Genomic DNA, 14,892 nt, shown 5'->3' with positions numbered 1-14,892 from the left:
CGCTCACCTTAGTGCATGGGTGGTGCCCGTACGTTCAGAATTTCGCATCAAACACGCACCACCCATGCTCGTTCAGGCCAGGCGCCTCACGTGCTCCTCAACGCCGGGGGCAGCAGGTCGCCGTGGGCGGCGGTCATCGCCGCGCACAGCTCCCAGATCCGGTCGACGGTCAGCGCGGCCGCGGTCGCGGGGTCGCACATCGCGGCGTGGCGGACGTGGGCGGGGTCGCCCTCCACCGCCGCGGCGACGGTCAGCTCGACCACGTTGAGGAAGCCGCGGTTGAGCGCGGCCAGCTGCGGCGGGAGCGCGCCGACGCGGTGCGGGTGCACGCCGAGGCGGTCCAGCGTCGCGGGCACCTCGACGGCCGCCCCGGCGGGCAGGTTGTCGATCAGGCCGTGGTTGACCGTGTTCACCTGGATGGTGCGGAGCTTCCCGGTCACCAGGCTGTGCACGACCTGCGGGGCGTACTCGGTGGCGTCCTCGTCGAGCACCGGCGGCGGGGCCTCGCCGGACGCGATCCGGTCGCGCAGCCCCTCGTACTCGGCGAGGTTCGCCGCGCTGATCCCGGCGTAGTCGCGGACGGGGATGCGCAGCCGCTCGACCTCGGAGTCGTGCCGCAGGTACCAGGGCACGTACTCGGAGGAGTGCTCGCTGGTCTCGGTCGGGTAGCGGCCCAGGCGCCGGTACATGTCCACCCGCACCCGCCGGGCCAGCTCGGGGTCGGCGGCGATCGCCGCGTCGAGCGCCGGGTAGAGGTCGCGGCCCTCGAACTCCCAGCGCAGCACCCACGCCTGGTGGTTCACGCCCGCGGACAGGTAGTCGACCTCCTCGTACGGGACGCCGACCAGCCCGCTGAGGTCGCGGATCGTCCAGTAGACGGAGTGGCACAGCCCGACGACCTTCAGCCGCGGCGCGACGGCGGCCAGGTACTGGACGTTCATCGCCATCGGGTTGGTGTAGTTGAGCAGCCACGCGTCCGGGCACACCGCGAGCATGTCCGCGGCCAGCCCTTCCAGCAGCGGGAACGTCCGCAGGGCCCGGAAGATGCCGCCGATGCCGAGCGTGTCGCCGATCGTCTGCCGCAGGCCGAAGGACTCGGGCACGTCGAAGTCGGTCAGGGTGGCGGCGTGGCCGCCGACCGCGACCATGTTGATCACGACGTCGGCGCCCTCCAGCACCTTGCGGCGCGACAGCGAGGACACGACGTGCGGCTTCGCCCCGCACGCCTCGGCGGTGTGCCGGGCCAGCGCCTCGGCGACCGCGAGCCGTTCGCCGTCGATGTCGTGCAGGGCGATCGTCACGTCGGCCAGCTCGGGGAACGACAGGAGGTCGCGGAGGAGCTGGCGCGTGAACTCCACGGAGCCCGCGCCGATGAACGCGATGGTGAGCATCTACCGACCTTCCAGTACCCGGATGAGGCGGGCGACCTCGGTGGTCATGGCCTCGCGGCCCGCACCGAGGTAGCGCCGGGGGTCGACGAGGACGGGGTCGTCCCCGAGCCCGGCCCTGATCGCCGCGGTGAAGAACTTGTTGAGCTGGGTGGCGATGTTGATCTTCCGCATGCCCGCGCGGACCGCCGCCGCCAGGTGCTCGTCGGCCACGCCGGACGAGCCGTGCAGCACCAGCGGCACCGGAACGGCCGCCTTCAGCCGGGCGATGAGGTCGAAGTCCAGGGTGGCGGTCCTGGTGAGCATCGCGTGCGACGACCCGACGGCCACGGCGAGCGCGTCCACCCCGGTCGCCTCGACGTACCGGGCGGCCTCGTCGGGGTCGGTGCGCGCGCCCGGCTCGTGCACGCCGTTCTTCCCGCCGATCTCGCCGAGCTCGGCCTCCACGGACACGTCGCGCCCGTGGCAGCGCCGCACCACGGCGGCGGTGCGGGCCACGTTCTCGTCGTGGCCGAGCGCGGACCCGTCGAACATCACCGAGCCGAAGCCCAGGTCGACGGCCTCGCGGATCAGGTCCTCGGACGTGGCGTGGTCGAGGTGCACCGCGACCGGCGACACCGCGGACGCGGCGATGGCGAGCGCGGCGCGGCTGATCGGCGCCAGCGATCCGTGGTAGCGGACGGCGTTCTCGCTGATCTGGAGCACCACGGGGGCGCCCGTCTCGTCGGCGGCGGCGGCGATGGCCTCCGCGTGCTCGATCTGGATCACGTTGAACGCCGCGGTGGGCGCGGACCGGTCGAGCAGGTCCCGGAGGGGAACCAGCGGCATCTTCTACTCCTCGGTCACTCGTCGCGGCTGTACACGGGTCCTGCGGTGTTCGTAGAAGTCGCGGTCGAAGTCCCCGGCCAGCGGGGAGCGGACGGCGGCCGCCGACAGGGCCACCGCCTCGGCCAGGCGTTCCGGCCAGCTCAGGTGCCACCCGGCGACCAGGGCGGCGACGGCCGCGTCCCCGGCACCGGTCGGGTTGCCGACGACCCGTTCGGGTGGCGCCGCGGTCCACACGCCGTCGGCGGTGTAGGCGGTCATCCCGGCCGGGCCGTCCGACACGACCGCGGCGGCCGCGCCGAGCGCCAGCGGGTCACCGCCGCCGTTCGCGGCGACCAGCTCCAGCCGGTTGGGCGTGATCACCGCCGGTCCGGCCGCCGCCCCCGCCGCCAGCGCCGGGCCGTCCGCGTCGAGCAGCACCGGGACGTCGGCGGCGCGGACGAGGGTGGCGTAGGCGTCGGCGGGCACGCCCTTCGGCAGCGACCCGGACAGCACGACCAGGTCGGACTCGGCGGCCAACCGGCGGTAGTGCCGGAGGAACCCGGCCCACTCCGCGGCGGTGACGCCGGGCCCCGGCTCGGTGAACATCGTCGCCTCGCCGGAGTCCTCGACCACCGCCAGCGTCCGGCGGGTCTCGCCCTTGATCGGGAACATCGCCTCGGCCACGCCCGCCGCGGCGAGGTCGGCGGCGAGCAGCGTCCCGGCGCAGCCGCCCGCGAGCCCGGTCGCGACGACCGCCACGTCGAGCGCCCGCAGGACCCTGGCGACGTTGACGCCCTTGCCGCCCGCCCGGACGGCGGGGTCGCCGACCCGGTGGGTGGCGCCCGCGGTGAGCCGGTCGACGGGGTAGGTCACGTCGAGGGCCGCGTTGAGCGTGACGGTGAGTGCCCGCACGGCGGTCAGGCGGTGCTGCGCAGGATGACGGACCTGGTCAGGTTGCGCGGGGTGTCGGGGTTGAGCCCGCGCGCCAGCGCGACCTCCACCGCCAGCCGGTGGATCGCGACCAGCTCGGCCAGCGGGTCCCGGTCGCGGGCGACCCACAGGCCGCCGGTGGCTCCGACCTGCTGGTCGAGGCCCGTGGGCGGGGTGCCGAGCACCCACACCGCCGAGCCGGAGTCGGTGATCGCGATGGGACCGTGCCGGTACTCCGCGGCCGGGTAGGACTCGGCCCAGCTCAACGACGCCTCGCGCATCTTGAGCGCCGCCTCCGCCGCGAGACCGGTGGTCCAGCCCGCGCCCAGGAAGGTGAACTGCCCGCGCTGGGCGACCCCGGCGGGCAGCGGTTCGGCCAGTGACCGCTCGGCGTCGGCGATGGCGCGGCTCAGGTCCTCGCCGAGGTGGGCGCGCAGCAGCGCGACCGCCGTCGTGGCGAACCGGGTCTGCACCACGGACCTCTCGTCGGCGAAGTCGAGCACGACGACGTCGCCGGCCAGCGCCATGACCGGGGTCTCCGGGTCGGCCACGACCGCCACCGTCGGCGTGGACGGGGAGTCGGCCCGCAGCCGGGCGAGGACCTCCAGGATCTCGGTGGTCGTGCCCGACCTGGTCAGCGCCACGACGCGGTCGTAGGAGCGGCCCGCGGGCATCTCCGAGGCGGCGAACGCGTCGGTCTCGCCCTGGCCCGCGTCCTCGCGCAGCCGGGCGTAGGCCTGCGCCATGAACAGCGAGGTGCCGCAGCCGACCACGGCGACGCGCTCACCCCGGCGCGGTAGCGCCCGCGCGGTCGCGGGATCGGCCGCCACCTCCGCGGCCCGTCGCCAGCAGTCGGGCTGCGAGGCGATCTCGACGGTGGTGTGGAGGCGGCCGGACACCTCGTCGGACTGATCACCGGACGGCTGAGGCTGTGCGCGCATGAGAGTTTTCTAGCACAACCGCTCATAACCAAGCAATGAGCTTGAGCGTTTGACGAAGTTGCCCGTCGAACACCCACCGGGACAGGACGGAAGTCGGGACGGGCCGCTGCCCCGCCCCGACCTCCTCCCCCTCCCCCGGCCCGGTGGTTACTTGATCCCGACGGACGCGACGGACCGCACGAAGAACCGCTGCGCCACGAAGAAGACGAGCAGCACGGGGACCTGGCTCAGCACCGTCCCCGCCATGAGCTTCGGCCAGTTCGTCGTGTGGGCGCCCTGGAAGCTCTGCAGCCCGATCTGCACCGTCATGCTGCCGGGGCTGTGGATCGCGATCAGCGGCCAGAGGAAGTCGTTCCACGTCTGCAGGAACGTGAGCACGGCCAGCGTGGCCAGGGTCGGGCGCATCAGCGGGAGCAGCACCTGGAGCAGGATCCGCAGCCTGCTCGCCCCGTCGATGCGCGCCGCCTCCTCCAGCTCCCTCGGCACGGTCATGAAGAACTGCCGCATCAGGAACACGCCGAACGCGGTGGCCAGGTTGGGCGCGATCAGCGCGCCGAGCGTGTCGCTCAGGCCCACCTCGCGGACCATGATCAGCAACGGCAGCATGACGATCTGGAACGGCACCATGAGCGTCGCGAGGATCGCCAGGAACGCCACCCGCCCGCCGATGAACCGGATCCGCGCGAACGCGTAGCCCGCCAGCGAGCAGAGCACCAGGTTGCCCACCACGCAGACGACCGACACCACGGTGCTGTTGTAGAGCCACGAGCCCAGCGGCACGTCGTTCCACGCGTCGGCGTAGTTGTGCCACTCCAGCCCACTGGGCAGGCCCGGCGGGAAGCGCCGCGCCTCCGCCTGCGTGGAGAAGGACACCAGCACCATCCACACCAGCGGCGCGATCATCACCAGCGAGATCGGCAGCAGGATCAGGTGCAGCGCGCTGGGACGGCGGCTGCGGCGACGGACCTGGAGCGCGGTCATCGGACCTCGAAGTGGGACGTGCGGCGGTTGAACCGCAGCTGGACGACCGTGAACACCAGGATCACCAGGAACACCACGCACCCGATGGCCGCGGCGTAGCCGCCGTCGAAGCTGACGAAGGCCTCGTTGTAGAGGTGGTAGACGAGCACCGTGGTCGCCCGCAGCGGACCGCCCTTGGTCGTCACGTAGACCTGGTCGAACAGCTGCAGCCCGTTGATCGTGAGCCACACCAGCAGGAAGCCGGACGCGGGCGCCGCTTGCGGCAGCTCCACGTGCCAGAAGGACTGCAGCCTGCCGCACCCGTCGAGCGCGGAGGCCTCCATCAGGTCCTGCGGCACGTTCTGCAGCGCCGCCAGGAAGATGATCACCGCGAAGCCCAGCCAGCCCCAGACCGTCATGCCCACCACGACGTAGAGCGCCTGGCCGGGGTCCTGGAAGAAGCCCTGCTTGGGCAGGCCGATCCCCTGGAGCAGGGCGTTCACCAGCCCGAACTGGGGGTTGCCCAGCCAGCTGAACACGATGCCGGTGGCGACCGTGGACGTCACCAGCGGCACGAACACCGCCATGCGGTACAGCGTGATGCCGCGGATCCGCTGGTTGAGCAGCACCGCGATGGGCAGGGCGAGCACCATCGTGATCGGCACGAACAGGACCGTGTAGACGAGGGTCCGGCGCGCGGCGTCCCAGAACATCGGGTCCTGCGCGAGCTTGGCGTAGTTGGCGCCGCCCGCGAACGTGCCGGGCGAGGTGAGGTCGGTCTCCTGGAACGACAGCACGAACGACCAGACGACGGGCACCAGCCCGAACAGGCTGATCACCACCATCGCCGGGGCGGCGAACCCCCACCCCGCGAGGTGGTCGGCGGTGCGGGTCCGCCGGGGCCCCGGCCGTCCGCCTTCGCGCACCGGTCCCCGCGGCGGCGGTGCGAGGACAGCGGTCACGAGCCGGCCAGGATCTCGTCGACCTCGGCGCGGGCGGTGGCCAGCGCGTCGGCGGGCTGCGCCTGTCCCAGTAGGACGGACTGGACGGCGGTGCCCAGCGACTGGGAGATCTTGGGGTACTGCGAGATGTTCGGCCGGGCCTTCGTCACGTTCTTCGCCAGGTTCTCGACGAACACCTTGTTGCCGGGGAACTTCTCCTCGAACTTCGGGTAGTCGGGCAGCGACAGCTCGGACTGGCGGATCGGCAGGTGGCCGGTCTCCATCGCGAACTCCAGGTGGATCTCCGGCGACAGCAGCCACTTCAGGAACGGCCACGCGTCGGCCTTCCCCTTGTCGCCGAACACCACGAACGTGTCGGGGCCCGCGATCGTGGCGTGGGTGACCTTGCCGGGCAGGAACTGCACGCCGTAGGACACGTCCTCGTTGATGCCGCCGAGGTCCCACGGTCCGGTCCAGAGCATCCCGACCCGGCCGGAGTTGAAGAGGTTCACGTACTGCTGGTCGCCGGTGTCGAGGTAGACGGACTTGTCCTCGACCGCCATGTCGTGCAGCAGCTGCATGGCCTGCTTGCCCGCTTCCGAGTCGAACGCGGCCTTCTTGCCGTCCGGCGAGAGCAGGTCGCCGCCCGCCTGCCAGAGCAGCGCGAGGTAGCGCCAGACCGTGTCCTCGGAGCCGTCGTTGACGTAGGCCCAGCCGAACCGGTCGCTCCCGGCGGTCAGCTTCGCCGCGGCGGAGCGGAACTCCTCCCACGTCCACGTCTCGGTCGGGTAGGCGATCCCGGCCTCGTCGAAGAGCTTCTTGTTGTAGACCAGGGAGAGGTTGTCCACGAGCGCGGGGACGCCGTAGACCTTGCCGTCCACGGTGGCCGCCTCGCGGCCCGCCGCGAACAGGTCGTCCCACTTGAAGTCCTTGTCGTCGCGGACGGTCGACGTCAGGTCCTGGGTCTGCGGGCGCTCGGCGAGACCGGACAGCGAGGAGCCGAACTCGTAGGACACGGCGGGCGGGTTGCCCGCGACGAACGCGGCCAGCGTCTTCTGCAGGACGCCGTCGTTGCCGCCGTTGAAGACCATCTCGACCTGGTTGTCGGGGTGCTCGGAGTTCCAGCGGGCGGCCAGCTTGTTCAGCGCCTCGCCCTCCTTGTCGGTGTAGCCGTGCCACACCGTCACCTTGCCGCCGCCACCGCTCCCGCCTCCGGGAGAGCCACCACAGGCCGCGGTCAGTGCGAGCGTGGCCGCCAAGGTCAGGGCCGCCCGCCGACTCAGTCCGCTCCCCTGTGTCATCCGGGCCTCCTGGTGGTGCTTGGTTTTGGTTGAGGCCGGTCACGCTAGAACAGAACCGCTCATATCAGCAAGGGAACCCTGGTAAAAGCTCAGAATCGTTCACTTCCTGTGCCCGAACGATCAAACCGTCCCATCTGGACGTGAACCACTCGCGCCCTCGGGGCTCGCCGACTTCCGTATCCCTTTCGTAGTCCCACGAACGAGAGTCGACCCAACCCCTACCGGCAACCGGGGGCTACCCAAACGTGACGCCGTTGTAGTTTAATCGATCACAAGCAATCAACCTTCATGAGCGATTAAGGAGCTTCGTACGTCTATGGCACCCCTCACCTCAGTGCTCGGAAAAGCAGCGGTGACCAGCCTCGTCGTGGCGCTCTGCACCACCGGGGCCTCCGCGCAGGCCGCGCCCCAGCCGTTGGTCGCCGACTCCGGGATCGCGGCGGCGGCCGTCCAGCTGCCGCCCGTGCCCGCGGTCCTGGACTACCAGCTCGGCGCCGCCTACACGCCCCCGGCGGGGGTCACCCTCGTGACGCGCGACAGCACCGCGACCCCGGCGCCCGGCATCTACAACATCTGCTACGTGAACGGCTTCCAGACCCAGCCCGAGGAGCACGACCTCTGGCTGAACCAGCGCAAGGACCTGCTCGTCACGGGCTCCAACGGCAAGCCGATCATCGACCCCGAGTGGCCGGACGAGTTCATCCTGGACACGTCGACGGCGGCCAAGCGGACCAGGCTCGCCGCGATCGCGGACGAGGCCATCACGCGCTGCTCGCAGCGCGGCTTCAAGGGCCTCGAGATCGACAACCTCGACTCGTACAGCCGCTCGAAGGGCAAGCTGACGGTCGACCACAACCTCGCCTACGCCAAGCTGCTCCAGCAGCGGGCCCACGCCCTGGGCCTGGCCATCGGCCAGAAGAACTCCGCCGAGGTCAGCCGGCGCGCCCGCAACGAGGTCGGCTTCGACTTCGCGTTCGCCGAGGAGTGCTTCGCCTACGAGGAGTGCGGCGACTACAGCGACGTCTACGGCGCGCTGGTGATGGACGTCGAGTACACCGACAACCTGCCCAAGGGCCCGTTCTCCACGGTCTGCCGCAGCTCCGACCGCCCGGCCACCACGACCCTGCGCGACCGCCAGCTCGTCGGCCCGAACAACGGCGCCTACCGCTACGACCACTGCTAGGAACCCGAAACCCCCTGCCCCCTTTCCCAGCGCCCGCCGGTCGTCACGACCGGCGGGCGCTGCGCGTCGAGGGGTGCACGGCGAAGGGCCGGGGCGGTGGTCGCCCACCCACCGCCCCGGCCCCGTGCACGACTACCTCAGCGCTTCTCGGACGTGTAGAGCGCAGCCACCTCCTGGTCGGTCAGCGCACGGCTGTACGCGTGGACCGTGTCGACCGCGCCGGACCAGAAGTCGACCTTGTTGCCCGCGTACTTCGCGCGCCCCACGGCCAGCGGACCGGTGCTGGTGGCGTCCGGGCCCGCGGGCGCGGTGCCCACGCGCTGGCCGTCGAGGAACAGCCGGACCTCACCGCTGGTGTGGTCGCGGACGCCGACCAGCTGGTACCAGCGGTTGAGCTCGGGTGCGACGACCAGCCTGGCCCGGTTGCCACCGGGGGTGCTGAAGGCGAACGCGCCCTGCCCGTACTGGAGGTAGAACGGGTTCTCCGCCTGGCGGCCGTCCTGGCTGACCGCGGTGGCGTAGTTGCCGGGCAGCTTGTCCAGCGTCACCCACGCGGAGACGGAGTAGTCCTTCGTGGTGTCGAGGACCGGCCCCGCCGTCTCGGCGTAGTCGCCGTCGCCGTCGAACGACAGCGCCGACCCGCTCTGACCGGGGACCCACTTGGTGTCGCCCTTGAGCGCCAGGTCGCTGCGACCGCCGCTGCGGTCGCGCGACGCGGTGCCCTTGCCCTCGTCGAGGGCCCAGGTGCCGCGGCCGGGGTACGTGACGGGCTTGCCCGCCTGGGACCCCGCCTTGATGACCTTCTGGTTGACCTCGCGCACCGGCTTCGGGTCGACCTTGATCTCCCGCCGGTCGTAGGTCCACAGCCCGTTGAGCTCGGTCTCCAGGTCGGTGATCTGGGTGTAGACCGATCCGGACAGCTCCGCGCGCGCGGCCTCCAGGTAGAAGGTCTGCGTGTTGTCGACGTACTTGGCGGTCAGCGCCGCCTTGTCCTTCACACCGCTGTAGATCGCGGCCGGCGGGCCGGGCCACATGTGCCCCGGGGTGCGCAGCGTGAAGCCGCCGTGCTCGCCGTCCATGGCCACGCGGGTCGCGTCCGGGAACGCGGGGTCGTTGTTGTTGTAGTCGTGGTGGTCGATCACCTCGCCCTTGCCCGAGTCGCCCTTGGACGAGCAGCAGTTCACGCCGCTGTGCGCGTTGACGATCCGGCTCGGGTCGGAGGCCTTGACGGCTTCGGCCAGCTGGCCGGTCGCCGTGCGGTCCCACTCGCCCCAGCCCTCGTTGAACACGATCCAGCCGATGATCGACGGCGAGTTGTGCAGCTGCTCGACCTCGCGCCGACCCTCCTCGACGAACTGGTCCTGGCCGGCCTTGGTCCGCAGGTCACCGGACACGAAGTCCTGCCACACCAGCAGACCCAGCTCGTCCGCGTGGTGGTACCAGCGGGCGGGCTCGACCTTGATGTGCTTGCGGACGGCGTTGAAACCGAGCTTCTTGGTCTCCTCCAGGTCCCAGCGCAGCGCCTCGTCGCTCGGCGCCGTGTAGAGCCCGTCGGGGAAGAAGCCCTGGTCCAGCGTGGCCAGCGAGAAGATCGGCGAGCCGTTGAGCACGAGCTTCGGGTAGCCGCCCACGTTCTCGACCTTGATCGAGCGCATGCCGAAGTAGCTGCCGACGGTGTCCTTGGACCGGCCCTGCTCCAGCGTCACCTCGAGGTCGTAGAGGTACGGGTCGTCCGGGCTCCACAGGTGCGGCTTGTCGATCTTCAGCGTGAGCGCGGCACCCGCGGCACCGGTCACGCTGCCGACCTTCTTGCCCTTCTTGTCGCGGGCGGTCGCGGTCACCTTCGCCGAGGCCGACGCCTTGGCCGAGCGCACCTGCACGGTGAGCGAGCTGGTCGACAGGTCCGGCGTGGTGACGACGTCGTCGATGGCCGCGTCGGGCACGGGCTCCAGCCACACGGTCTGCCAGATGCCGGAGGTCGGCGTGTAGACGATGCCCTGGGGGTTGGTGGACTGCTTGCCGATCGGCTGGTCGGGGCCGGTCGTGTCGGTCACCGCGACGACGATCTCCTGCTTGCCGCTGCCCTTGAGGGCGTCGGTGATGTCGGCGGTGAACGCCGTGTAGCCACCGGTGTGGTCGGCGACCAGCTTGCCGTTGACGTACACGCGGGCGTGGTTGTCGACGGCGCCGAAGTTGAGCTTCAGCCGCTGCCCGGAGCCGATGCGCCAGTCGCGCGGCACCGAGACGAGCTTGCGGTAGAACATGTGGTCCTCGTGGCGCTCGAGCCCGGAGAGCTGGGACTCGATCGGGAACGGCACGGTGACCTTCTCGGCGAGGGTCTTGCCGAACACCGGCTGCTCACCGGCGGCGGCGCCCGCGAACTCCCACGGCCCGTTCAGGTTGACCCAGTCCTTGCGGGTCTGCTGCGGCCGGGGGTACTCCGGGAGCGGGTGCTCGCGGTCGAGGTCGTCGCCCCACTTGGTGGTCAGGCGGTGCGTCGAGTTGTTCGTGGCGCTGCGGACGATCTGCGGCACGGTCTCGCCGCCGACGACGAGGCCGCCGGTGCCGTCGTAGTTGACCCGGACGCGCTGCCCCTTCTGCACGGGCTGGGAGAGGGTCACCACGACCTGCGACTTGTCACCCGCGAGCTTGACCGACTTGATCGGCATCGGGGTGGTGTCGGCCTCGACGACGAGGTGCGAGGCCAGCTGGCCCAGGCTGGTGACGTTCTTCTCGAAGTCCGCGGTGAGCTTCAGGCCGTCCGCGGCGAGGGTGAAGTCGACGGGGTAGACCTGGAAGCCGTCCGGCGGGGTGAACGCCGACTCGGGCACGATCTGCTTGGCCAGGCCGGGAGCGGCCCAGCGGAGGAAGAGGTTCGCGCCGCCGACGTCCTGGAACATCTCCATGCGCAGGTTGTGGGCCTCACCGGCCACCAGGTGCACCGGCTGGCTGTTCTGCTCGACGTCCCAGTCGCCGACCCAGTGGTCGATCACCGGCTGGTCGTCGATGAAGAAGCGGAACCCGTTGTCACCGATGAGCGAGAACGTGTAGTCGCCGGTCGCGGGGGCGGTGATCTTGCCCGTCCAGCGCGCGGTGGTGTGCTCCGTCTGCCCGGTGAGGGACTCGAACGTCCCCACCAGCCCCGGCAGGTCGAAGTTCGGGTCGAGCAGCACCCCGCCGAGCTGGGCGAAGTCGCGGGCGCCCGGCGCGGACATCCGGTAGTACTCGCCCTTCAGACCGTGCACTACCGCCGTGTCCTCCGGTGCGGCGGAGGCCACCCCCGTGGGTATCGCGAGCACGGAGAGGATCATCAGGAGGACCGCGACGAGTGGTCGCAGGGGTGGTCTAGGCATGGAGCGTTCCCTTCCTGGCGGCGCAGGGCGTGAGACACCTCACAAACTTCCTCGATTACTAACATGTTTCAACAGAGGACAACAGCACTGCACATCAATTTGTCTTGCTCGGACATACCGGACATGACGAACCAGCCCTGCTCCCGGACGGCCGGAAAAGCCCCTGACCGCGCCCGGAGCACCTCGTGGGACCAGGGTGGGACGGCCGGGTGGGAACGACAAGACCGACCACGCGCCGTGGGCCGGTGTGGCCGGTTCGTTACAGGCTGATGTCACCCGGCGGGCACGGGGCGCCGTACAGGTCGCCCATCGCCAGGTCGGCGCCCGCGGTGCGCCAGGACGCCTCCCGGTCGGCGGTGTCGACGCCGTCGACCACCACGACCGCCGCGGTGTCGTGCACCAGGGCGGTCAGCTCGCCCACGAACGGCGACGGGGCCAGCCGGACCGACTTCGCGGGCAGGTCCTCCAGCAGCGCGAGGTCGGCCGTGCCGCCGCCGAACTCGTCGATCATCGTGGTGACGCCCATGTCGGCGAGCACCCGGAAGTTGTCGAGCGCCTCGGCCGCCTGGAGGGCCCGGACGGGCATGCCGATCGTCAGCAGATCCGGGCGCAGTCCGGTCTCCTTGAGCACGCGGACCACGCGGGAGACCAGGTCGGCGTCGGCGGCCTGGTAGGGCGTCAGGCAGACGACCAGCGGGTACTCCTTCCACCACACCGCCTGCCCGACCGCGGCGCGGATCAGCCACTCGCCCACGGGCAGGATCAGGCCGGTCTGGTCGGCCAGCTCCGCGCACCGGTCGTGGCCGAGCACGCCCAGCTCGGGGTGGTCCCAGCGCAGCAGGGCCTCGACGCCCGCCGTGCGGCCGTCGGACAGCCGCACCGCGCGCCGGTAGACCACGCTGACCTCGCCCTGCTCCCAGGCACCCGGCATCGACACCGCGAGCGCCTGCGCCTCGCGGTCGTGGGCGTCCTGGTCGGGGTGGAACATCTCCCACTGGCCGCGCCGGGTCTTCGCCCGCCGCAGCGCGAGGTCGGCGGCGCGCAGCAGCTCGGTCGGGTCGAGGTCGCGCGCCGGGCGGTGCACCACGCCGACGCTCACCGACACCGCGAGGCCGTGACCGTCCACAAAGGTCGGTTCGGCCAGGTCGGCGTTGATGTTCGACACGATGGTCGCGACGTCCGGTGTGGTGGCGGTGTTCTCCACCAGGATGCCGAACTCGTCGCCGTCGAACCGGGCGACCATGGACCGCTCGTCGGCCATGACCTCCTTGAGCCGCTGGGCGACGTGCACCAGCAGCCGGTCGCCCACGCGCCTGCCGAGGCTGTTGCACACCATGCCGAACGCGTCGAGGTCGAGGTGGAACAGCGTCACGCCGCGGGCGGGGTCGGCGCGCCGCAGCGCGCTTTCCAAGTGGGTGCTGAAGTACTGCCGGTTCGGCAGGCCGGTCAGCACGTCGTGCAGCACCTGCCGCTTCAGCTCCCCTTGCAACAGCATGAGCTCCGTGCCGTCCTCGACGACGATGACGAGGTGGCTCGGCTCCTCGTCGGCACCGCGCAGCAGCGACGTGGTGAGCGAGATCCGCGCTATCTCCCCATTCTTGCGGAGAAGGCGCTGCGACTGCCTGATCCTGGTCTCGGTCCCGGCGAGCAGCTTGTCCATCGCGTCGCGCAGGACGTCCGCGGAGTCCGGGTGCACCAGGTCGAACAGCGTCGTGCCGGTCAGCTCGGCGGGCAGGTACCCGAGGATGTCGCCGATCGCGGCGTTGGCCCGCACCAGCTCGCCGTCCAGACCGATGATCATGATGCCGCTGGTGGAGGACGTGGCCACCTCGTCGAAGCGCGCCTCGCTCTCGCGCAGGTTCGACTTCGCGTCGCGCACCGCCTTGAACAGCGACAGCTGCATGCTCTCCTGCTGCGCGATCACCGCACGGCGGTCCGCGGCCAGGAACCCGACGGCGAACGCGCCGAGCCCGAGCACGATCCGCTCGGCGGAGGACTCCACGGGCTGGAACTCCGGCAGCGCGAGCAGCCCCTTGCCCAGCACCTCCATGGTGCAGCGCAGCCCCTGCTCGCCGATGTAGCCCAAGCCGCACAGGCGTTCCCCCGCGACCTCCAGCGCCGCCGGGCCGTACGGCTCGGCGCGCAGCCCCTCGCAGAGGGCGTCGAGCTGGAAACCGAGCTCGCGCCCCAGCTCGTCGCCGGTCAGCGGGACGACGACCAGACCGCTCAGGAGGTAGGTCCACTTGCGGGCGAGCGCCGCCCGCTTCCGGACGTGGTCGGACGACGGTGGGACAGCATCGGAGCCCTGGCCTGCATTGCGCATAAGTGTTGGCCTGCTTGAGATGTCGGGGTGCGCGAGTTTACCCACTCGTGGTCTTCACTGGCTCGGCCGTCAGCGTGAAGCTCTGCCACACGATCGTGTCGGGTGGGCCGAACAGGTGACTCTCCGCTAGTGCGGCGGACCGTCCTCACCGCGCCGCGCGGTCGTCGTCCAGCGTGCTCGCGACGGAGATGCCGATGTCCTGGAGGACCCGGTCCTTTTGTTTCGCCACGGGGTACCCCATTCGGATCGTGGATCGGACGATAGTAGCCACAAGCGGACCGCGGACGTTAGCGCAAGGGCGTGGACGCATCCCACCCCATCGGGCGCTGTGCGATTCGGCCGACCGGCACCTGGGGTGGCATTTCCCCATCGGGCTCTCGCGCGGAGCAATGACGTCCGACCTGGTGGTTCCCGGCCACTGGCCCCTCGTCGGACACACGCCGTCGATGTCGCGACCGCGTTTCCGGTCCACCCACAGCGCGTTGTCAACGAAGTATTGCGGATCTGCCCGATCCTCTTTATTCCATTCGACTCGGGCACGGAGCAGTGCGTCGGCGGGGTTCCGTCGAGATGGATTACGGCGAAACCGGTCGGAGGTGGTTCTCCGTGCTTTCGTCGCGTCTCCGCCGGTTGTGCGCCGCCGCACCGCGGCTCTTCGCGTTGTCCTCTGCTCGGCGAGCAGTGGCTGGGCGCGACCTTGTTGGCTTCACTGGACCGCAGCACGCTCGTTGTGAGGCCGACGAGAGGTCGGCGGAATGGCTCGCA

10 protein-coding genes are annotated in these 14,892 nt (G+C 70.7%); 1 reads left to right on the top strand and 9 read right to left on the bottom strand.

Features of this window, described 5'->3' with window-relative positions:
- Positions 1-86: 86 nt before the first annotated feature.
- The 7 genes from melA to CLV43_RS25735 form a co-directional block, all read right to left on the bottom strand.
- Complete coding sequence (gene melA, locus CLV43_RS25765) at positions 87-1,391, bottom strand: alpha-glucosidase/alpha-galactosidase (RefSeq protein WP_106189896.1); 1,305 nt, start codon at positions 1,389-1,391, stop codon at positions 87-89.
- Positions 1,392-2,216, bottom strand: coding sequence for a class II fructose-bisphosphate aldolase (locus tag CLV43_RS25760; RefSeq protein WP_106189894.1), 825 nt, complete (start codon positions 2,214-2,216; stop codon positions 1,392-1,394).
- 3 nt (positions 2,217-2,219) lie between these two features.
- A complete protein-coding gene (locus tag CLV43_RS25755; protein ID WP_106189893.1) occupies positions 2,220-3,107 on the bottom strand; it encodes a 1-phosphofructokinase family hexose kinase in 888 nt (295 codons plus the stop codon).
- 5 nt (positions 3,108-3,112) lie between these two features.
- Positions 3,113-4,066, bottom strand: a complete 954-nt coding sequence (locus CLV43_RS25750) for an SIS domain-containing protein (RefSeq protein WP_245886991.1) — start codon at positions 4,064-4,066, stop codon at positions 3,113-3,115.
- Positions 4,067-4,213: 147 nt separating this feature from the next.
- Positions 4,214-5,047: a carbohydrate ABC transporter permease gene (locus CLV43_RS25745; RefSeq protein ID WP_106189889.1), complete on the bottom strand. Its 834-nt coding sequence runs from the start codon at positions 5,045-5,047 to the stop codon at positions 4,214-4,216.
- Positions 5,044-5,988, bottom strand: coding sequence for a carbohydrate ABC transporter permease (locus CLV43_RS25740; RefSeq protein WP_245886981.1), 945 nt, complete (start codon positions 5,986-5,988; stop codon positions 5,044-5,046). The genes CLV43_RS25745 and CLV43_RS25740 overlap by 4 nt, the downstream gene beginning before the upstream one ends.
- Positions 5,985-7,268 carry an ABC transporter substrate-binding protein gene (locus CLV43_RS25735; RefSeq protein WP_106189887.1) on the bottom strand — a complete coding sequence of 428 codons (1,284 nt, stop codon included), beginning with the start codon at positions 7,266-7,268 and terminating at the stop codon, positions 5,985-5,987. The genes CLV43_RS25740 and CLV43_RS25735 overlap by 4 nt, the downstream gene beginning before the upstream one ends.
- 352 nt (positions 7,269-7,620) lie before the next feature.
- Between CLV43_RS25735 and CLV43_RS25730 the strand changes: the two genes are divergently transcribed.
- A complete protein-coding gene (locus CLV43_RS25730; RefSeq protein WP_245886976.1) occupies positions 7,621-8,451 on the top strand; it encodes an endo alpha-1,4 polygalactosaminidase in 831 nt (276 codons plus the stop codon).
- Positions 8,452-8,588: 137 nt separating this feature from the next.
- On the opposite strand, the gene CLV43_RS25725 is transcribed toward CLV43_RS25730, so the two are convergent.
- The gene (locus CLV43_RS25725) at positions 8,589-11,804 is read right to left on the bottom strand and encodes a LamG-like jellyroll fold domain-containing protein (protein ID WP_106189884.1); all 3,216 of its coding nucleotides are present in this window, start codon (positions 11,802-11,804) and stop codon (positions 8,589-8,591) included.
- Positions 11,805-12,063: 259 nt separating this feature from the next.
- Complete coding sequence (locus tag CLV43_RS25720; protein ID WP_106189883.1) at positions 12,064-14,127, bottom strand: putative bifunctional diguanylate cyclase/phosphodiesterase; 2,064 nt, start codon at positions 14,125-14,127, stop codon at positions 12,064-12,066.
- Positions 14,128-14,892 lie beyond the last annotated feature (765 nt).

Origin of the sequence: Umezawaea tangerina, assembly GCF_003002815.1 — a bacterium.
GTDB classification, from domain to species: domain Bacteria; phylum Actinomycetota; class Actinomycetes; order Mycobacteriales; family Pseudonocardiaceae; genus Umezawaea; species Umezawaea tangerina.
Note: the sequence above shows the minus strand (reverse complement) of the source record. Positions and strands in the feature narration are given on the sequence as shown.